Below are 19,629 nucleotides of genomic sequence, written 5' to 3'. Positions count from 1 at the left end.
GCAGAGGGGGTACGGGGCTTCGGCCCCGTACCCCCTCTCTCTCGTTCAGTCGCCGCACATGCCGATCGCCCGGCCCGCCTCGACCGAGGCCCGGGCGGCGTCCCTGGCCCGTACGGCGTCCAGGATGCCGCCGTGCCCGACGTACCGGTCGGCGATCAGCTCGGGGCCGACGTCGTGCCGCAGGTGGGCCCGCAGCACCTCGCCGAGGTCCGCGTACACCGCCGCGATCACGTCGTTGTGCGCGGCCGCCACCACGGCCTGGTGGAAGGCGGCGTCGGCCTGCACGAAGTCCTCGGCCACACCGGAGTGCCAGGCGGCCTCCCGGCGGGCCAGCGCGGTCTCCAGCAACTCCAGGTCGCGCGGGGTGCGGCGGGCGGCCGCCAGCCCGGCCGACGAGGTCTCCAACATCGAGCGCAGCTCGGCGACCTGGTCCTGGTCGGCGTCGGCGAACCGACGGTGCATCACCCCGGCCAGTTCGCTGGTGGCCAGCACGTAGGTGCCCGAGCCCTGCCGGATGTCCAGCAGCCCGTTGTGGGCCAGCGCCCGGACGGCCTCCCGGACGGTGTTGCGGGCCACCCCGAGCTGCTCGACCAGGGCCGCCTCGGTGGGAATCCGGGAGCCGACCGGCCACTCGCCGGAGGTGATCTGAGCCCGGATCTGGGCGATCACCTGGTCGGAGAGCGGGGTACGGCGAGTGGTCGACAGTGCCATCGGACTCCCTGTTCAGCTGGGAAGGACAGGTTCAGGATAGCGGGGTGCGTAAATTCATCCCATCATTCTATGATGGGGCGCATGCCCACCGCAGCAGAGACCACCACCGACCTGCCCGTCCAGGCCGCGTTGCCCGCCGTCCACCCCGCCCGCAGGCACCTCGGATGGCTGCTCGCGCTGGCCATCGCGGTGGCCGCGCTCAACCTGCGTCCGGTGGTCACCAGCCTCGGCCCGCTGCTCGACCAGGTTCGGGTGGACCTGCACATGAGCGGCACGGTGGCCGGGCTGCTCACCGCGGTGCCCTCGCTCTGCTTCGCGCTGTTCGGCCTGGCCGCCCCGGCGCTGTCCCGCCGGTTCGGGCCGACGGTGGTGGTCACCGCCGGGATGGGGGCGATCGCGCTCGGCGTGCTGGCCCGCTCGTTCGCCGGGGGCACGGGGGTCTTCCTGCTGCTGACCGCCGTCGCGCTGGCCGGCGTCGCGGTTTCCAACGTGCTGATCCCGGTGGTGATCAAGCGGTACTTCCCGGACCGGGTCGGCCCGATGATCGGCCTGTACTCGATGGCGCTCTCGGTCGGCACTGCCGCCGCGGCCGCCGCCACCGTCCCGCTGACCAAGGCGCTCGGCGGGAACTGGCGCGAGGGCCTGGGCAGTTGGGGCCTGCTCGCGGTGGGCGGCCTGCTGATCTGGCTGGTCACGCTGTTCCTGCGGCGGGACCGCTCCGGCGCCTCGGCGAGCGCGGCCCCGGCCGCCAAGCTGCCGATCCTGCGCAGCCGGACGGCCTGGGCGCTGGCCCTCTTCCTCGGCCTGCAGGCCACCAGCGCGTACGCCACCATGGGCTGGCTGCCCACCATCTACCAGGACGCCGGGGTCTCGGCCGGCAGCTCGGGGGTGCTGCTCGCGCTGGTGATGGTGATCAGCGTGCCGGCCTCGTTCATCCTGCCGAACCTGGCCGTCCGGCGTGGTGAGCAGGGCCTCTTCGTGGTCGTGCTGGCCCTGTGCGGCATCCTCGGCTACACCGGCCTGGCCTTCGCGGCGGGCACCGCCTCCTGGCTCTGGGCCTGCCTGGTCGGCCTGTCGATGTGCGCCTTCCCGCTCGCCCTCACCATGATCGGCCTGCGCGCCCGGACGCCCGGCGGGGTGGCCCAGCTCTCCGCCTTCGCGCAGAGCCTCGGCTACCTGATCTCCATCCCCGGCCCGATCCTGGTCGGCACCATCTACCAGGCCACCGGGCAGTGGTACCTGCCGCTCGGCTTCCTGGCACTGCTGCTGATCCCGCAGATGGCCGTCGGCCTGCGCGCCGGGCAGGCCAGGCACATCGAGGACGAAGCCTGACCCTCTAGGCCTGACCCGGCGGCGGGCCCGCAGGTAAACGGATGCGAGACTGCTGACCATGCCCGTACTCGAACCGAACCCCCCGGACGGCCAGAAGAAGCTGCTCCAGCTGCTCGGCGTGATCGCCGCCATCGTGGTGCTGGTCTCCGTGATCGCCACCGTCGCGAACGGCTTCGGCTGACCCGACCACCCCTGGGAGTGGCAGCGCCGCTGAGCGCCGCGCCCGATGGGCGGTTTTCTGGAAAGCTCGGGGTATGAGCGCCGACACCCTTCGCAGGATCATCGTTCTCCGCCACGCCAAGGCCGACTGGCCGAACCAGGTGGACGACCACGAGCGGCCGCTGGCCGACCGCGGCCGCCTGCAGGCTCCGGACGCCGGCCGCTGGCTGACCGACTCGGGCATCAACCCCGACTACGTGCTCTGCTCCACCGCGCTGCGGACCAGGGAGACTTGGAAGCTCGCGGTGCACGAACTGCCCAAGCGCGCGCGCAAGACGGTCTACGAGGACCGCGTCTACGATGCCAGCCCGGGCGAGATCATCGCGGTGCTCCAGGAGACCCCCGACGAGTACCGGGACGTCGTGCTGGTGGGCCACAACCCGGGCGTCCTCGGCCTGACCCAGATCCTGGCCGGCGACCAGGGCGACCCGGAGGCGCTGACCCGCCTTCAGAACGGCGGCTTCCCGACCGCCGCGATCGCGGTCCTGGGCTTCACCGGCTCCTGGAAGTCCGTCGAGCCCGGCGTCGCCCGGCTGGACACCCTGCACACCCCGCACGAGGACTGATCGACCGGACGGCGGCGGTGGCCCGGCAGGCTGCTGCCGCCGCCGTCCGGACTACTCGTCGGTCGGGGTGCCGTCCAGCTCGTCGGCCGCCTCGACCTCTTCGCGGGTGATGCCGAGCAGGTAGAGGACGGTGTCCAGGAACGGGACGTTGACCGCGGTGTCGGCGGCCTCGCGGACCACCGGCTTGGCGTTGAAGGCGACGCCGAGCCCGGCCGCGTTCAGCATGTCGAGGTCGTTGGCGCCGTCGCCGATCGCCACGGTCTGCTCCAGCGGCACCTTGGCCTGCTCGGCGAAGCGCTCCAGCCAGCGGGCCTTGCCCGCCCGGTCGACGATCTCGCCGATGACCCGGCCGGTGAACTTCCCGTCCACCACCTCGAGGGTGTTGGCGGCCGCGAAGTCCAGCCCGAGCTGCTCGACCAGATGGTCGGTGACCTGGGTGAACCCGCCGGAGACGATGGCCACCTGGAAGCCCAGTCGGCGCAGCGTACGGACCAGGGTGCGGGCGCCCGGGGTGAACCGGACCTCGGCGCGGACCTTCTCGGTCACCGCGGCGTCGAGACCGGCCAGCAGGGCCACCCGGGCGTGCAGCGACTCGGCGAAGTCCAGCTCGCCGCGCATCGCGGCGGCGGTCACCTCGGCGACCTCCTGCTCACAGCCCGCGTGGGCGGCGAACAGCTCGATCACCTCGTCCTGGATCAGGGTCGAGTCGACGTCCATCACCACCAGCCGCTTGGCCCGGCGCTCCAGACCGGCCCGGACCACCGCGATGTCCACCTGCTGGGCGGCGGCCTCCAGGGCCAGCACCACCCGCAGCTCCTCGGTCGCCACCCCGGAGACGGCCAGTTCGACCGCGGTCACCGGGTACTTGGCCAGCCGGAAGACGCGGTCGATGTTGCCGCCCGCCTCGGTGATCCGGCCGGTCAGGGCGGCGACGGCGGTGGCGGTCAGCGGGTGACCGAGCACCGTGACGTGCGAGCGGCCCTCGCGGCGCGGCCGGTTGTCACCGGTGCCGGAGATGATCTCGGCCTGGAGCTTCAGCTCCTCCGCCCAGCGGTGCACGGTGGAGCGCAGCGCACCCTCGGCGCCGGGCCCGCCGGCCGGGGTGGCCACCAGGGCGCACAGCGTTATCCGGCCACGAGTGACCATCTGCTCGATGTCGATCACGTCCACACCGAAGTCACCGAGCGTGCTGAACAGCCCTGCGGTGATACCGGGGCGGTCCTTGCCGAAGACCTTGACCAGCAAGGTGCGCTCGTCGTCGTACGACCGGGGCAGCGGGGGGAGGGGCGCAGCGTTCATGGTGCAACCCACGCTACCGGGCCGTTCGACCAGTACCGCAACGGCGTCCGCCCTCTGGACTACTGGCTGGACCCGCTCCGACCCGCGCGGATAGTGCTTCGCGTCCGTACCTGGAAGGATGGCGGGCCGTCAGTTGTCAGTACCAGCAGGGGCAGGCGGAGAGTGCCGCAACTCGTAGTGGAGATCGATGGGCAGCAGCTGGCCCTGGACCCGGACCGTACCTATCTGATCGGCCGCGACCCGGCGGCGGACCTCCGGTCCGAGGACGCCCGGGTCTCCTGGCGGCATGCCACCCTGGCCCATCGGGACGGGGGCTGGCTGCTCACCGACCACGACAGCACCAACGGCACCTTCGCCCAGGGTGTGCGGGCCCGGCAGGTGCCTCTGCACCCCGGTACCGAGATCCGGCTCGGCAGCGTCGCCAGCGGCCCCCGGCTGACCGTCCGGGCCCCGGTGGCCGCGCCGGTGCCGACCACGCCGGTGCTGCCGCCGGTGCCCTGGCACGCCGCGATCACCGGGCGCAGCACCCCCAGCCCGTTCCCGGCCGCCGCCTTTCCGCCGGCCGCCCCGGCCGTGCCGCCCGCCCCGCCCGCCGGGTTTCCGCCCGCCGCCTTCCCGGCGCAGCGCGACCGCTCCGCGCCCACCGTGATCCGTGCCCTCGCGCCGAGCACCCGGACCATTCGGATAGGCCGGGCGCTGGACAACGACGTGGTGCTGGCCGACCTGCAGATCTCCCGGCACCATGCCGAGCTGCGCCAACTCCCGGACGGCCGTTGGGAGATCGTCGACCTGGGCAGCCACAACGGGATCTTCCTGAACGGCCAGCCGGTGCAGCGCGCCCTGGTCGGCGAGCAGGACCGGCTGACCGTCGGCCGGTCCTCCTTCGCGCTGATCGGCGGTCAGCTCCAGGAGTACGTGGACGACGGCGCGGTCACCTTCTCGGCCCGGCACCTGAGCGTCGAGGTCCCGCACCGGGGCGGCCGCCGGACCCTGCTCCGGGACGTCGGCTTCACCGTCCCGGAGAAGTCGCTGGTGGCCGTGGTCGGCCCGTCCGGATCCGGCAAGTCCACCCTGCTGCGCGCGCTGACCGGCTACCGCCCGGCCGACCAGGGCCAGGTGCTGTACGACGGGCGCGACCTCTACCGGCAGTTCGCCGAGCTGCGGTCCCGGATCGGCCTGGTGCCGCAGTCGGAGATCCTGCACCACGAGCTGACGGTCCGTACGGCGCTGCGCTACGCCGCCGAGCTGCGCTTCCCCGGCGACACCGAGGCGGTCGAGCGCGAACGCCGGATCGACGAGGTGCTGTACGAGCTGCGGCTCGAGCAGCGCGCCGACAGCCGGATCAGTACCCTCTCCGGTGGCCAGCAGAAGCGGGTCTCGGTCGCCCTCGAACTGCTCACCAAGCCCTCGCTGATCTTCCTGGACGAGCCCACCTCGGGTCTGGACCCGGGTATGGACCGCGAGGTGATGCAGACCCTGCGCAAGCTCGCCGACGACGGCCGCACCGTCCTGGTGGTGACCCACTCGGTGGCCGAACTGGCGCTCTGCGACCGGCTGCTGGTGCTTGCCCCCGGTGGTTCGGTGGCCTACTTCGGGCCGCCGGACGAGGCGCTGTACTTCTTCGGCTACCAGAGCTGGGCCGACGTCTTCCAGGCCTTCGAGAACCACCCCGACCACGACTGGGCCGGCCGCTACCGCAGCTCCCCGCACCACCTGGAGTACTCCGCCGACTCGGCCGCCACCCCGCTGCCGGTGCTGCCGGTCGACCGGCCGAGGACCGAGCCGCCCAAGCCGCAGCGCTGGCGCTCCCAGCTGTGGACCCTGGTCCGCCGCTACCTCGCGGTGATCGGCGCCGACCGGGGCTTCCTGGCCCTCTCGCTGCTGCTGCCGCTGGTGCTCGGCGGGGTGAGCGCGCTGATCCCGGACAGCTGTGGGCTGGTGGACTGCGCAGGCCCGGCCCAGAACGCCGGGGCCCGGATGATCCTGCTGGTGCTCGCGGTCGGCGCCTGCCTGGCCGGGGCGGCCAACTCGGTCCGCGAGCTGATCAAGGAACGGCCGATCTACGAACGGGAACGGGCCACCGGCCTGTCCCGCTCCGCGTACCTGATGTCCAAGGTGACCGTGCTCGGTGCGGTCAGCGTGCTGCAGGGCGGGCTGATCTCCGCCGTCGGCTTCGGCCTGCGCGAACTCCCCGAGCGCGGTCTGCTGATCACCGGCGCCCCGGCGGTCGAGATGGCCGTCGGCCTGACCCTGCTCGGCTTCGTCGCGATGATGGTCGGCCTGGTGATCTCGGCCCTGGTCCGGACGGCGGAGAAGACCATGCCGCTGCTGGTGATGTTCACCATCGTCCAGCTGGTCTTCACCGGCGCGGTCTTCCAGGTCTACGACGAGCCGGGGCTGGAACAGTTCGCCTGGCTGATGCCCGCCCGCTGGGGCGTCGCCGCCGCAGGCAACACGCTCGACCTGGCCGGGATCTCCCCGGTGGCGCCGGGCACCGACCCGCTGTGGACCCACTCGGTCGGGACACTGATCCTCAACTGGCTTGTCCTGCTGGCCTTTGCGGGGCTGCTCGGTCTGCTGGTCAACCGGCTGCAGCGCCGCCACGAACCCGAGGTGATGCAGCGCGGCTAGTCCTCAGGGCCTAAGCCTGCTGCCCCATGCCCCGGTCAGGGGCCCGCAGGTAGCGTGGGGGCATGCCAGCCGAACCGTCCCCCTGCGACCCCTCCCTGAGCGGGATCGAGGCCGTCAGCAGCGCCGTTCTGGCGATGAGCCGCCACCTCGAGGTCCGTGAGGTGCTGCGCCGGATCACCGCCGAGGCCCGGGCCCTGCTCGGCGCCCAGTACGCCGCCCTCGGCGTGCCGGACGACCACGGCGGCTTCGCCCAGTTCGTGGTGGACGGCGTCACCGACGAGCAGTGGAAGGCGATCGGCCCGCTGCCCCGCCAGCACGGCGTCCTGGCCGCGATGCTGCACCAGCTCACCCCGACCCGGCTGGACGACGTCCGTCGCGCCCCCGACTTCGAGGGCTGGCCGGACGCACACCCCGACATGAGCGACTTCCTCGGGATGCCGATCGTGGACGGGACGGAGATCCTCGGGGCGGTCTTCTTGGCGAACAAGGTGGGCGGTTTCACCGCCCACGACGAGGAGCTGCTGCGGATCCTCGCCGCGCACGCCGCGATAGCGCTCGGCAACGCCCGGTTGTACGAGCGCAGCCGCGAGCTCACGCTGGCCGGGGAGCGGGCCCGGATCGCCCATGACCTGCACGACGCGGTCGCCCAGAAGCTGTTCTCGCTCCGCCTCACCGCCAAGGCCGCCGCCACCCTGGTCGACCGCGACCCGGCCCGGGCCCGGGCCGAACTCGCCGAGGTGGCCCGGCTGGCCGCCGAGGCCGCCGACGAACTGCGCACCGTGGTGATCGAGCTGCGGCCCGCCGCCCTCGACGAGGACGGTCTGGTGGCCACCCTGGCCTCGCAGGCCCAGGTGCTCGACCGCGCCCACACGGCGGAGGTCCGGTTCAGCTCGGACGGCGTCCGGACGCTGCCGCCCGGGCAGGAGGCCGCGGTGCTGAGGATCGCTCAGGAGGCCCTGCACAACGCCCTGCGGCACTCCGGCGCGAAGCTCGTCGAGGTCACCCTGACCGGTACGGCCGCGCGGGGCGCCCGGCTGCGGGTGCACGACGACGGACGCGGCTTCGATCCGGAGACCGTCCGCCGGGAGGGCCGGCACCTCGGGCTGGTCTCCATGCGGGACCGCGCGGCCGCAGTCGGCGGGACGCTGTCCCTGGAATCGGCCCCCGGCCAGGGGACCGCCATCGAGCTGGAGGTACCCGGTGCCTGACACCACGTCACCGATCCGCGTCCTGCTGGTGGACGACCACCAGGTGGTGCGGCGAGGGCTGCGCACCTTCCTGGAGGTCCAGGACGACATCGAGGTGGTCGGCGAGGCCGCGGACGGTGCCGAGGGTGTCGAGAAGGCGGAGGCGCTCGGGCCCGACGTGGTGCTGATGGACCTGAAGATGCCCGGGGTGGACGGGATCGAGGCGCTCAAGCTGCTCAAGGAGCGGGGGAGTGCGGCCCGGGTGCTGATCGTCACCAGCTTCACCGAGCACCGGACCATGGTGCCCGCGCTCCGGGCCGGCGCCGCCGGGTACGTCTACAAGGACGTGGACCCGGAGGCGCTGGCCGGGGCGATCCGCTCGGTGCACGCGGGCCACGTCCTGCTCCAGCCGGAGCTGGCCGCCGCCCTGCTCTCCGACGACACCCCACGCGCCCCGAAGGGCCGGGGCGGGACGCTGACGGAACGTGAGCGCGAGGTGCTCTCGCACATCGCGGACGGGCGCTCCAACCGGGAGATCGCGCGGGCGCTGCACCTGTCCGAAAAGACCGTCAAGACCCATGTGTCCAACGTCCTGATGAAGCTCGACCTCGCGGACCGCACCCAGGCCGCGCTCTGGGCGGTCCGCAACAACCAGGCTTAGCTTCTTTGCAGGGCGCTCGGTTGCACTATCCAGGGGCTCGGGGCTCTGCTGACTTGCGGCTCCGCCGCGGGGCGAGGAGATCTGGCGTGCGGGTCACTGCGAAAGTGCCTGGCCATTTACGTGCGGATCACCTTGCAAGGGTCGGCGTCGCAGTTCCCCGAGCCCCTGGTGGCTGGTGCCCGTAGCTCAGCCGCGGGGCTCGTCGACCAGGGCGTTGTAGGCCGCCGCCGTCGCCCGGCGGGCGGTGCGGCCGAGGGGGGCGAGGATCTCGCGGCGGGCGGCCATCTCGGAGGCGCTGACCGCTGCGCCGTGGCCGCCGAGGGCGATCGAGAGCAGGGCGGTGATCTGCCGGGCGGACTCCAGGACCCGGACGGCGCGCGGGGGGTAGCCGGGGGCGAGCAGCTCGGTGTGGCCGCGGCGGCGCCATTCGGTGAGGGCGCGGACGGCTTCGGGGCCGGCCCCGGCGACGTCCAGTCTGCTGAGCAGCAGGGTGGTCTCCCGCAGGCCCTCCGCGAGTTCGCGCTCCGCCTCGTGCAGTGACGGGACGTCAGCGGGCGGGGCCTCGTTGACGGTCGAGCAGTGCCAGAGCACCCGGACGCCCTGGTCGCCCTCGGGCCCGTACACCTCCACCTCGGGGACGAAGCCGATCGGCAGGCCGACCGCGAGCACGGCTTCGCCGGCGGCCAGTGCGGCTGCGTTGAAGGGGGCGGGGCCGGTCAGGCCGAGCGGGTGGCCGGGGGCGGGCCGGGCCAGCCGGAGGCCGGTGGCGCCGAGTGCGCGGAGCCGACCCAGGGCCCAGGCCGGGCTGTGCAGTTCGCCGTCGGCGTCGCCGGGCAGGCCGGTGAACCGGTGGCTCTCGTCGGTGCCGACCAGGGCCTCGGCGGCGTGGTCGGGAGAGGTGAAGCCGCCGAGCAGCGCGTTGCCCCACGCGGTCAGCCGCCCGGAGCGCGGCTCTTCGTACGGATTGTCAGTGGTTGAAGCTGGCATCCGGCCAGCCTACGGAAAGTACGGCCATCCGCGTGGCGTAGGTTTGGCCTGTGCTGTGAGCGGCGCACCCCCTCCGAGCCTTACCCGGCCCCCGGGGTAGGCTGCCCGCCCGCAGCCGACTGTCGACACGAGTGGACCGCACCCCGAGGACCCGCGCGCGCAAAGGCCCTCGGGCGGCCGAATTTTCTGCATTGGGGAAGGCGTAGGCATGAGCGACGTGCTGGAGCTGGTGGACGTTTCCGTGGTCCGGGAGGGGCGCGCGCTGGTCGATCAGGTCTCCTGGTCGATCTCCGAGGGCGAGCGCTGGGTGATCCTGGGCCCGAACGGCGCCGGTAAGACGACCCTGCTCCAGGTCGCCTCCACCTATCTCTTCCCGAGCACCGGTGCGGCCGCCGTACTGGGCGAGAAGCTCGGCGCGGTCGACGTCTTCGAGCTCCGCCAGCGGATCGGCCTGGCCAGCGCCTCGCTGCTGGACAAGCTGCCGGCCGAGCAGACCGTGCTGCAGACGGTGCTGACCGCCGCGTACGGCATGACCGCCACCTGGAACGAGCGGTACGAGACCACCGACGAGTCCCGCGCGCTGGCCCTGCTCGACCGCCTCGGCATGGCGGACTTCGTGGCCCGCAAGTTCGGCACGCTGTCCGAGGGCGAGCGCAAGCGCACCATGATCGCCCGCGCCCTGATGACCGACCCCGAGCTGCTGCTGCTGGACGAGCCCGCCGCCGGTCTCGACCTCGGCGGCCGGGAGGACCTGGTCCGTCGGCTCGGCGCGCTGGCCCAGGACGAGTTCGCCCCGGCGATGGCGATGGTGACCCACCACGTCGAGGAGATCGCGCCCGGCTTCACCCACGTGCTGATGATCCGTCAGGGCAAGGTGCTCACCGCGGGCCCGATCGACACCGAGCTGACGGCGCGCAACCTGTCGCTCTGCTTCGGCCTCCCGCTGACCCTCGAGCGGCACGGCGACCGCTGGTCCGCACAGGGCCTGCCGCTCGGCTGAACCCGCTACTGAACAGCCCGGAACAGGACTGAACTGGGGCCGGTCGTACGTACGGCCGGTTTCCGCCCGTCCACCTGCGGGAACTTTCCGCCGGGAGAGACCTCACCTCCCTAGGATGGACTTCGTGGACAGCTGGATTTGGTGGCTCCTGGCCGCCGTCGGTCTTGGTATACCGCTGGTACTCACGGCGATGCCGGAGTTCGCCATGTTCGCGGTCGGGGCCGGCGCGGCCGCCGGTGCCGCCGCACTCGGCGTGGGGGTGGTGGGGCAGTTCCTGATCTTCGTGGGGGTGTCGGTCGCACTGCTGGTTTTCGTCCGCCCGATCGCGTACCGGCAGTTGAAGCAGGGGCCCGGCCTGCGGACCGGGATCGACGCGCTGACCGGCGCCACCGCCATCGTGCAGGAGCAGGTCGACGGGCAGGGCGGGCGGATCAAGCTGAACGGCGAGATCTGGTCGGCCCGGGCTCTCAACCCCGGCAGTGTCTACGAGCCGGGTCAACAGGTCGACGTCGTCGAAATCCAGGGCGCCACCGCCCTGGTCGTCTAGGGGAGAACGCGTGGAACCCGTCCTTATCGTGCTGGTCGTCCTGGTCGTGGTGGCCTTCATCGCACTGATCAAGACGATCCAGGTGATCCCGCAGGCCAGTGCGGCCATCGTGGAACGTTTCGGCCGCTACACCCGGACGCTGAACGCCGGCCTGAACATCGTGGTCCCGTTCATCGACCGGGTCCGCAACCGGATCGACCTGCGTGAGCAGGTGGTCCCCTTCCCGCCGCAGCCGGTGATCACCCAGGACAACCTGGTGGTCAACATCGACACGGTGATCTACTACCAGGTCACCGACGCCAGGGCCGCCACCTACGAGGTGGCCAGCTACATCCAGGCGATCGAGCAGCTCACCGTCACCACCCTGCGCAACATCATCGGCTCGATGGACCTGGAGTCCACCCTGACGTCCCGTGAGGTGATCAACGCGGGGCTGCGCGGCGTCCTCGACGAGGCCACCGGCAAGTGGGGCATCCGGGTCAACCGGGTCGAGCTCAAGGCGATCGAGCCGCCGACCTCCATCCAGGACTCGATGGAGAAGCAGATGCGCGCCGACCGCGACAAGCGCGCCGCCATCCTCACCGCCGAGGGCGCCCGGCAGGCCGCCATCCTGCGGGCCGAGGGTGACAAGCAGGCAGCAGTCCTGACCGCCGAGGGTGAGGCGCAGGCCGCGGTGCTCCGCGCCGACGGTGAGGCCGCCGCGATCCGGACGGTCTTCGAGGCGATCCACGAGGGCGACGCCGACCAGAAGCTGCTCGCCTACCAGTACCTGCAGACCCTGCCCGAGCTGGCCAAGGGCGACTCCAACAAGCTCTGGATCATCCCGAGCGAGATCGGCGACGCGCTCAAGGGCATCGGCGGCGCGTTCGGCAACATGGCCGGCGGCGGTGCCCCCGGCGCCCCGGCGAGCTCCCCGATCCAGGTCGACCGCCCGGCCGGACCGCGCCCGGTCGACACCGACAAGGGCACCGCCCGCCCCCGGGTGGAGCCCAACCGCGAGTACCCCAAGCTCGACCCCGAGTAGACCCTCGACGGGCCTGCCTTCCCAGCGGGAGGCAGGCCCGTTCGCGTACCCTCTGGCCCCGGGCCGCCCTGTTGATGCATGATCAGCGGCGACAACTGCTCGGCCCCGTCCTGACGCGAGCCCCCGTGCCGTGTACCGGACCGGGCCAGAAACTGGGGTACTCATGACGCTCTGGGAGGGGCTCGCCGTCCTGCTCGCCGGGGTCGGCGCCGGGACCATCAACACCGTGGTCGGATCCGGCACCCTGATCACCTTTCCGGTGCTGCTCGCCTTCGGCGTGCCACCGGTGACCGCCAACGTCTCCAACACCATCGGCCTGGTGCCGGGCACGCTCAGCGGCGCGATCGGCTACCGCCGCGAACTCACCGGCCAGCGCGGCCGGTTGATCCGGCTGGGCACCGCCTCGCTGCTCGGCGGACTGCTCGGCGCGTACCTGCTGGTCAAGCTGCCCAGCGCGGCCTTCGACACCATCGTGCCGGTGCTGATCCTGCTCGCCCTGGTGCTGGTGGTGATCCAGCCCCGGGTGGCCAGGGCGATGGCCGCCCGGAAGCGGGACGGTTCGACCTCCGAGGTCGGCCCGCTGCTGCTCGGCGGGGTCTTCCTGACCGGCATCTACGGCGGCTACTTCGGTGCCGCCCAGGGCGTCCTGCTGGTGGCCCTGATGGGCATGCTGCTGCAGGACTCCATGCAGCGGATCAACGGTGCCAAGAACGTGCTCGCGCTGATCGTCAACGCGGTGGCGGCGGTGTTCTTCCTCTTCACCTCGGAGATCGACTGGCTCGCCGTGCTGCTGATCGCGGTCGGCTCCACCCTCGGCGGCCAACTCGGCGCCAAGGTCGGCCGCCGCCTCCCGCCACCCGCGCTGCGCGGGGTGATCGTCACGGTCGGGCTGGTCGCGGTGACCCGAATGCTGCTCGGCTGAGCGCCCTGCGTGCGCCCGCTCGTACGCTGAGCCCATGAGCAACCGCACGCGACTGACCGACGATCAGATCACGGCCGGCCTGGCCGCCCTCCCGGACTGGACCCGGGAGGGCGAGGCCATCGTCCGGACCGCCGAGACCGCGAGCTTCCCCACCGCGATCGCGGTGGTGGGGGTGGTGGCGGAGGCGGCCGAGGAACTCGACCACCACCCCGACATCGACATCCGCTGGCGCACCCTGCGGTTCGTCCTCTCCACCCACAGCGCGGGCGGCCTGACCGGTCTCGACCTCACCATGGCCGCCAGGATCGACCAGGCGCTGCGCACTGCCTGAGGCCGACCGGCCTGATCCTCCGTGAGATGCCCGATTGCTCCGGATCCGGACGGGATGGTCCGACCGGCGTGAGATGCTGGCTGCCGCAGAAAACAGTCGGACGGACGGAACGGTATGGCTCAGGACCACTCCGGCACGGCCGGGCAGGAGCCGGTCGGCTACGACTACCAGCAGGGCTGGTACCCGACCCAGGAACAGCAGCCTTACGGGTATCAGGAACAGCAGCAGCAGTGGCAGTCCGAGATGCCGCAGCAGCGCGAGCCCGAGCAGTACTACCAGCAGGCCGAGGCCGGGTACGAGCAGCAGCTGTACGCGCCGCCCGCCTACCAGGTGTACGAGCAGCCCCCGTCCTTCGAGCCCGCGCCGTCCTTCGAGCCCGCGCCGGTCGAGGCGGTGCCCGTGGTCGAGGAGGTCGCTGAGACCGAGCCCGCCGTCGCCGCCGACCGGGTCCGCAAGGTGTCACCCGCCGACCGGGTGAAGGACCTCGCCGCGTCGGTGATCTCCGGGGAGCACGCGCCGGGCAAGCGCGCCCTGCTGATCCGCTCCGGCGCGGGCGTCGCTGCGTTGGCCGTGCTGATCACGGCCGGAGTGATGGTGACCGCCGACGAATCCGACAGCGGTGCGGCCGGCGGTCCGGCCGAGATCCCGAAGACCTTCACCGTCGCGCACGCCAATGCGTGGGCCGCCCAGCCCGCCACCGCGCCGGCCGCCGGGGCCGACGACACCCTGGTCGGCAGCTGGCTGCTGGGTGATGCCGTGGTCCGGGCCGACAGCACCGGCGTGCACGCCTACGCGCTCGCCGACGGCAAGCCCACCTGGACGCTCGCCCCGCCCGCCGAGGGTGCCGTCCCGTGCGGACTCTCACCCACCGTCAGTTCGGCGGGCCTGGGCGCCGCGCTGTTCCGGGTCTCGGCCGACCCGAAGAGCGCCTGCACCCTGGTCTCCGCCGTCGACAGCAAGACCGGCAAGGCCAACTGGACCAAGCCGCTCTCCGACGCCAAGGACACCTACGGTGCCCACGTCGCGGTGCTGAACGACAAGGTGGTCGCGGTCGGCGACGACAAGGCCGTCGCCTGGGCCGCCGCCGACGGCAAGGACCTCTGGACGTACGGCGGCCAGGGCAAGTTCTGCACGCTGAGCGGCGGCGCGAGCGGCAACACCGTACTGCTGCACAGCACGTGCGCCGACAGCACGCCCGCCGACCAGGCGGTCGCGCTGAACGCCGAGGACGGCAAGGTGCACTGGTGGCGCGGGCTGAACAACCAGCCGAAGACCGTCACCGTGCTCTCCGCCGAGCCCGCCGTGGTGCTCACCACGGGGGAGCAGCCCGCCGACGACCGGATCTTCGCCTGGGGCGCCACCGGCGACCCGGCCGCCGAGATCCCGGTCACCGCCGAAGGCGGCCGGCTCGGCGTCACCCGGGGCAGCTTCGACGCCATCCCGACGGTCTTCTTCCAGGACCAGACCCTGCTGACCACCCGGACCGGAGCCGACGGCCGCTCGTCCGCCGTCGCCTACGACCTGACGACCGGTAAGCCGCGCTGGCAGACCCCGGTCGCCGAGAAGGGCAAGACCGTCCCGGTCGGCGTGGAGAACGGCGCCCTGCTGCTGTCCGGCGACGAGCGCCTCGACCAGCCCGCCCACCTCAGCCGCTACGCCGTCACCGACGGCCGGGCGACCGCGGGCGGCGGCTACCCCCAGGGCACCGGCTCACTGCTGACCTCCGGGCGGGTGCTCACCGGCGGTGGCAAGGTCGTCGTACTGCCCGAGCACTCGGCCAACTTCGGTGTGGCGGGCGCCTTCCAGGCCAAGAGCTGACGGTACGTAGGAAAATCTGGTGGGCCGACCTGTCCCCCGACCGGGTCGGCCCACCAGCTCGTGGGCAGCGGTTACGCCACCGCCGCAGCCGGCAGCCAGGCCGCCAGCTCGTTCATCTCAGTGCGGTGCAGCCCGAGGGCCAGCATCAGCGTCGCCTCCGGCGTAGGTTCGAACGGCTTCCGCAGCAGTCGCATTCCGGCCTGCTCCGGCGTCCGGTCGGCCTTGCGCTGGTTGTCCTCCGCGCAGGCCGCGACGGTGTTCAGCCAGGAGTCGGCACCACCGCGCGACTTCGGGTGGAGGTGGTCCACCGTGGTGGCCCGTCGCCCGCAGTACGCGCACAGGTGCTGGTCCCGGACCAGTACACCGCGCCGCGACCACGGGGCCCGTTGTCGGAACGGCACCCGGACGTAGCGTTGGAGTCTGATCACCCGGGGCACCGGTACCGAGATACCGGTCGCCCGCACCACACCGAGCGGATGGGCCTGCTCGACCACGGCCTTGTCCTGGAGTACCAGAACGATGGCGCGCTTCAGAGACACCGTCGTCAGCGGTTCATAGCTCGCGTTCAGAACCAGCGTGTTGCGCACCTCGGCCACCTCCCTGCGGACCGTGCCGACGGCACGCCCGTCCAGTACCTGTCCGCCGCTCGGCGGGACTCCACTGTGACCCGCGCCGGGGCTGCGAACAACGGAATTTCCGTGCGCCGGGCGGGGACCGCGAAAACCCGCTGGCCGGGACCGCGTAGGCTCTAGCACGCTGGAGTCGTCCAGATGCGGGGCCCGACGGAACGGGCCCGAGCGCGGAGCTGGCGCCCGACCGAAGGAGAAGCGTGACCGTGACGGACATCGTCGACGAGCTGCGGTGGCGAGGGCTGATCGCCCTGTCCACCGACGAGGACGCACTGCGCAAGGCGTTCGCGGACGGCCCGGTCACGTTCTATTGCGGCTTCGACCCGACGGCGCCCAGCCTGCACCTCGGCAACCTGGTCCAGATCCTCACCATGCGCCGGATCCAGCAGGCCGGAAACTTCCCGCTCGGCCTGGTCGGCGGCGCCACCGGCCTGATCGGTGACCCCAAGCCCACCGCCGAACGTGTGCTCAACGACCCCGAGACGGTGGCCGCCTGGGTCGACCGGCTGCGTGGCCAGATCTCGAAGTTCCTCGACTTCGAGGGCGAGTACGCCGCCCGCATGGTCAACAACCTGGACTGGACGTCAGGGATGTCGGCGATCAGCCTGCTGCGCGACGTGGGCAAGTACTTCCGGGTCAACAACATGATCGCCAAGGAGGCGGTCGCCCGGCGGCTGAACTCCGACGCCGGTATCTCGTACACCGAGTTCAGCTACCAGATCCTCCAGGGGATGGACTACCTGGAGCTGTTCCGCCGCCACAACTGCACCCTGCAGACCGGCGGCAGTGACCAGTGGGGCAACCTCACCGCGGGCAGCGACCTGATCCGCAAGGCCGAGGGCAAGCCCGTCCACCTGCTTGCCACCCCGCTCATCGTCAAGGCCGACGGCACCAAGTTCGGCAAGACCGAGTCCGGCACGATCTGGCTGGACCCGGAGCTGACCACCCCGTACGCCTTCTACCAGTTCTGGCTGAACGCGGACGACCGGGACGTCTCGAACTTCCTGCGCATCTTCTCCTTCCGCACCCGGGCGGAGATCGAGGAGCTGGAGCGCGAGACCGCCGAGCGCCCGCAGGCCCGGCTGGCCCAGCGGGCCCTGGCCGAGGAACTCACCACCCTGCTGCACGGCGCCGACCAGTACGACCGCGCGGTCGCGGCGTCGAAGGCCCTCTTCGGCCAGGGCGACCTGGCCGACCTGGAGCCGGCCACCCTGGCCGCCGCCCTGGCCGAGGTGCCGAAGGCAACGGTCACCGAGCTGCTCCCCGTGGTTGACCTGCTGGTCGAGGTCGGCCTCGCCCCCAGTCGCTCCGGCGCCCGCCGCACCATCAAGGAGGGCGGCGCCTACCTGAACAACGCGAAGGTCGCCGACGAGGAGGTCGTACCGGCCAACTCGGACCTGCTGCACGGCCGTTGGCTCGTGCTGCGACGTGGAAAGCGCAACCTGGCCGCGATCGAGCTGGTCTCGAACTAGTGTCAGTTGGCTGAAACCGTACGCCAGTTGAGCTGCGGAGAAGTCAATGTGGGGCCGGATCTGGACAGATCCGGCCCCACTGTGTTTGACGCAGCCTGCGCGGTGCCCTAACGTAGTCCGAGTCGCTGAAACCGGGTCACACCGGACAGCGGAACCCCCAAACCCTGACGAGCCACTTCGTCACGCGCCCATTCGGATGCATATTCGAGAGGGAAAAGCGGGCCGAATAGCTCTGGTAGAGTTCGGGAGTGCCGAAAGGCAAAAGCCGAAAGACGAAATAGACTCCGGGAAAACGGAGCGGAAAACRTCTGATAAGCTYGRAACACGAAAGAACGAAGCGCCCGGAGGGTCCGCCTGATAAGCGGCTCGAAGGAAGTGTCCGTTCCTTGAGAACTCAACAGCGTGCCAAAAGTCAACGGAGGGTCCGCCTGATAAGCGGCTCGAAGGAAGTGTCCGTTCCTTGAGAACTCAACAGCGTGCCAAAAGTCAACGCCAGATATGTTGACATCCCCGGCCTCAGATTATCTGGGGTTGGAGATTCCTTTATGAAGTAAAACACTAGCGAGGACGCAGTGCGCGGGGCCGCCTATTCCGGTGGTTGCCGTGCCGCTCWWCSSRAGTGGTTGCAGGATTACCTGCAGACATTCACGGAGAGTTTGATCCTGGCTCAGGACGAACGCTGGCGGCGTGCTTAACACATGCAAGTCGAACGATGAAGCTCTTCGGAGTGGATTAGTGGCGAACNAGACATTCACGGAGAGTTTGATCCTGGCTCAGGACGAACGCTGGCGGCGTGCTTAACACATGCAAGTCGAACGATGAAGCTCTTCGGAGTGGATTAGTGGCGAACGGGTGAGTAACACGTGGGAAATCTGCCCTGCACTCTGGGACAAGCCTTGGAAACGAGGTCTAATACCGGATATGACCTTCCTCTGCATGGGGGTTGGTGGAAAGCTCCGGCGGTGCAGGATGATCCCGCGGCCTATCAGCTTGTTGGTGGGGTAATGGCCTACCAAGGCGACGACGGGTAGCCGGCCTGAGAGGGCGACCGGCCACACTGGGACTGAGACACGGCCCAGACTCCTACGGGAGGCAGCAGTGGGGAATATTGCACAATGGGCGAAAGCCTGATGCAGCGACGCCGCGTGAGGGATGACGGCCTTCGGGTTGTAAACCTCTTTCAGCAGGGAAGAAGCGCAAGTGACGGTACCTGCAGAAGAAGCACCGGCTAACTACGTGCCAGCAGCCGCGGTAATACGTAGGGTGCGAGCGTTGTCCGGAATTATTGGGCGTAAAGAGCTCGTAGGCGGCTTGTCGCGTCGAGTGTGAAAGCCCGGGGCTTAACCCCGGGTCTGCATTCGATACGGGCAGGCTTGAGTGTGGTAGGGGAGATCGGAATTCCTGGTGTAGCGGTGAAATGCGCAGATATCAGGAGGAACACCGGTGGCGAAGGCGGATCTCTGGGCCATTACTGACGCTGAGGAGCGAAAGCGTGGGGAGCGAACAGGATTAGATACCCTGGTAGTCCACGCCGTAAACGGTGGGAACTAGGTGTTGGCGACATTCCACGTCGTCGGTGCCGCAGCTAACGCATTAAGTTCCCCGCCTGGGGAGTACGGCCGCAAGGCTAAAACTCAAAGGAATTGACGGGGGCCCGCACAAGCAGCGGAGCATGTGGCTTAATTCGACGCAACGCGAAGAACCTTACCAAGGCTTGACATATACCGGAAACGGCTAGAGATAGTCGCCCCCTTGTGGTCGGTATACAGGTGGTGCATGGTTGTCGTCAGCTCGTGTCGTGAGATGTTGGGTTAAGTCCCGCAACGAGCGCAACCCTTGTTCTGTGTTGCCAGCATGCCTTTCGGGGTGATGGGGACTCACAGGAGACTGCCGGGGTCAACTCGGAGGAAGGTGGGGACGACGTCAAATCATCATGCCCCTTATGTCTTGGGCTGCACACGTGCTACAATGGTCGGTACAAAGGGCTGCGATGCCGCGAGGCGGAGCGAATCCCAAAAAGCCGGCCTCAGTTCGGATTGGGGTCTGCAACTCGACCCCATGAAGTTGGAGTTGCTAGTAATCGCAGATCAGCATGCTGCGGTGAATACGTTCCCGGGCCTTGTACACACCGCCCGTCACGTCACGAAAGTCGGTAACACCCGAAGCCGGTGGCCTAACCCGTAAGGGGAGGAGCCGTCGAAGGTGGGACCAGCGATTGGGACGAAGTCGTAACAAGGTAGCCGTACCGGAAGGTGCGGCTGGATCACCTCCTTTCTAAGGAGCACATAGCCAG

The 19,629-nt window shown here is 70.3% G+C and carries 17 protein-coding genes and 1 rRNA gene; 14 read left to right on the top strand and 4 right to left on the bottom strand.

Annotated features, from left to right (window positions below; translation table 11 throughout):
- Positions 1 to 45: 45 nt before the first annotated feature.
- Complete coding sequence (locus ASC99_RS35690) at positions 46 to 711, bottom strand: FadR/GntR family transcriptional regulator (protein ID WP_057240093.1); 666 nt, start codon at positions 709 to 711, stop codon at positions 46 to 48.
- A gap of 72 nt (positions 712 to 783) precedes the next feature.
- Here ASC99_RS35690 and ASC99_RS35685 point away from each other — a divergent pair, with 72 nt between their 5' ends.
- The 3 genes from ASC99_RS35685 to ASC99_RS35680 all read left to right on the top strand — a co-directional run bounded on the left by ASC99_RS35685 (position 784) and on the right by ASC99_RS35680 (position 2,828).
- Positions 784 to 2,043: an MFS transporter gene (locus ASC99_RS35685; RefSeq protein WP_200948519.1), complete on the top strand. Its 1,260-nt coding sequence runs from the start codon at positions 784 to 786 to the stop codon at positions 2,041 to 2,043.
- Positions 2,044 to 2,101: 58 nt separating this feature from the next.
- Positions 2,102 to 2,224, top strand: coding sequence for an SGM_5486 family transporter-associated protein (locus ASC99_RS41850; RefSeq protein WP_255359310.1), 123 nt, complete (start codon positions 2,102 to 2,104; stop codon positions 2,222 to 2,224).
- Between the two features lie 73 nt (positions 2,225 to 2,297).
- Positions 2,298 to 2,828 (top strand): histidine phosphatase family protein, encoded by a 531-nt coding sequence (locus tag ASC99_RS35680; RefSeq protein WP_057240088.1) that lies wholly within the window; start codon positions 2,298 to 2,300, stop codon positions 2,826 to 2,828.
- A gap of 51 nt (positions 2,829 to 2,879) precedes the next feature.
- Here ASC99_RS35680 and serB read toward each other — a convergent pair whose 3' ends face one another.
- Positions 2,880 to 4,127, bottom strand: coding sequence for a phosphoserine phosphatase SerB (serB, locus tag ASC99_RS35675; protein WP_057240087.1), 1,248 nt, complete (start codon positions 4,125 to 4,127; stop codon positions 2,880 to 2,882).
- A gap of 162 nt (positions 4,128 to 4,289) precedes the next feature.
- On the opposite strand from serB, the gene ASC99_RS35670 reads away from it, so the two are divergent.
- The 3 genes from ASC99_RS35670 to ASC99_RS35660 all read left to right on the top strand — a co-directional run bounded on the left by ASC99_RS35670 (position 4,290) and on the right by ASC99_RS35660 (position 8,606).
- On the top strand, positions 4,290 to 6,758 hold the full coding sequence (locus ASC99_RS35670) for an FHA domain-containing protein (RefSeq protein WP_057240085.1): 2,469 nt from the start codon (positions 4,290 to 4,292) through the stop codon (positions 6,756 to 6,758).
- Between the two features lie 62 nt (positions 6,759 to 6,820).
- Positions 6,821 to 7,966, top strand: coding sequence for a GAF domain-containing sensor histidine kinase (locus ASC99_RS35665; protein ID WP_057240083.1), 1,146 nt, complete (start codon positions 6,821 to 6,823; stop codon positions 7,964 to 7,966).
- Positions 7,959 to 8,606, top strand: coding sequence for a response regulator transcription factor (locus ASC99_RS35660; protein ID WP_057240081.1), 648 nt, complete (start codon positions 7,959 to 7,961; stop codon positions 8,604 to 8,606). Before ASC99_RS35665 ends, ASC99_RS35660 begins: the two co-directional genes overlap by 8 nt.
- A 186-nt stretch (positions 8,607 to 8,792) precedes the next feature.
- On the opposite strand, the gene ASC99_RS35655 is transcribed toward ASC99_RS35660, so the two are convergent.
- Positions 8,793 to 9,593, bottom strand: coding sequence for a hypothetical protein (locus ASC99_RS35655; RefSeq protein WP_057240079.1), 801 nt, complete (start codon positions 9,591 to 9,593; stop codon positions 8,793 to 8,795).
- A 208-nt stretch (positions 9,594 to 9,801) separates the two neighbouring features.
- Between ASC99_RS35655 and ASC99_RS35650 the strand changes: the two genes are divergently transcribed.
- The 6 genes from ASC99_RS35650 to ASC99_RS35625 all read left to right on the top strand — a co-directional run bounded on the left by ASC99_RS35650 (position 9,802) and on the right by ASC99_RS35625 (position 15,235).
- Positions 9,802 to 10,593, top strand: a complete 792-nt coding sequence (locus ASC99_RS35650) for an ABC transporter ATP-binding protein (protein WP_057240077.1) — start codon at positions 9,802 to 9,804, stop codon at positions 10,591 to 10,593.
- Between the two features lie 115 nt (positions 10,594 to 10,708).
- Entirely contained in the window at positions 10,709 to 11,140 is a 432-nt protein-coding gene (locus ASC99_RS35645) for an NfeD family protein (RefSeq protein WP_057240074.1), read from the top strand.
- Positions 11,141 to 11,150: 10 nt separating this feature from the next.
- On the top strand, positions 11,151 to 12,164 hold the full coding sequence (locus ASC99_RS35640; RefSeq protein ID WP_057240072.1) for an SPFH domain-containing protein: 1,014 nt from the start codon (positions 11,151 to 11,153) through the stop codon (positions 12,162 to 12,164).
- A 163-nt stretch (positions 12,165 to 12,327) separates the two neighbouring features.
- A complete protein-coding gene (locus ASC99_RS35635) occupies positions 12,328 to 13,086 on the top strand; it encodes a sulfite exporter TauE/SafE family protein (protein ID WP_057240070.1) in 759 nt (252 codons plus the stop codon).
- A 34-nt stretch (positions 13,087 to 13,120) separates the two neighbouring features.
- Positions 13,121 to 13,417, top strand: a complete 297-nt coding sequence (locus tag ASC99_RS35630) for a 4a-hydroxytetrahydrobiopterin dehydratase (protein WP_057240068.1) — start codon at positions 13,121 to 13,123, stop codon at positions 13,415 to 13,417.
- A gap of 114 nt (positions 13,418 to 13,531) precedes the next feature.
- Positions 13,532 to 15,235, top strand: a complete 1,704-nt coding sequence (locus ASC99_RS35625; protein ID WP_057240067.1) for a PQQ-binding-like beta-propeller repeat protein — start codon at positions 13,532 to 13,534, stop codon at positions 15,233 to 15,235.
- A gap of 71 nt (positions 15,236 to 15,306) precedes the next feature.
- Here ASC99_RS35625 and ASC99_RS35620 read toward each other — a convergent pair whose 3' ends face one another.
- Positions 15,307 to 15,822, bottom strand: a complete 516-nt coding sequence (locus ASC99_RS35620; RefSeq protein ID WP_057240385.1) for an HNH endonuclease — start codon at positions 15,820 to 15,822, stop codon at positions 15,307 to 15,309.
- A gap of 248 nt (positions 15,823 to 16,070) precedes the next feature.
- Between ASC99_RS35620 and tyrS the strand changes: the two genes are divergently transcribed.
- Positions 16,071 to 17,336 carry a tyrosine--tRNA ligase gene (tyrS, locus tag ASC99_RS35615; RefSeq protein ID WP_057240383.1) on the top strand — a complete coding sequence of 422 codons (1,266 nt, stop codon included), beginning with the start codon at positions 16,071 to 16,073 and terminating at the stop codon, positions 17,334 to 17,336.
- A gap of 750 nt (positions 17,337 to 18,086) precedes the next feature.
- Positions 18,087 to 19,610, top strand: a 16S ribosomal RNA gene (locus ASC99_RS35610).
- Positions 19,611 to 19,629 lie beyond the last annotated feature (19 nt).

Origin of the sequence: Kitasatospora sp. Root107 (genome assembly GCF_001424875.1) — a bacterium.
Taxonomy (GTDB): domain Bacteria; phylum Actinomycetota; class Actinomycetes; order Streptomycetales; family Streptomycetaceae; genus Kitasatospora.
Note: the sequence above shows the minus strand (reverse complement) of the source record. Positions and strands in the feature narration are given on the sequence as shown.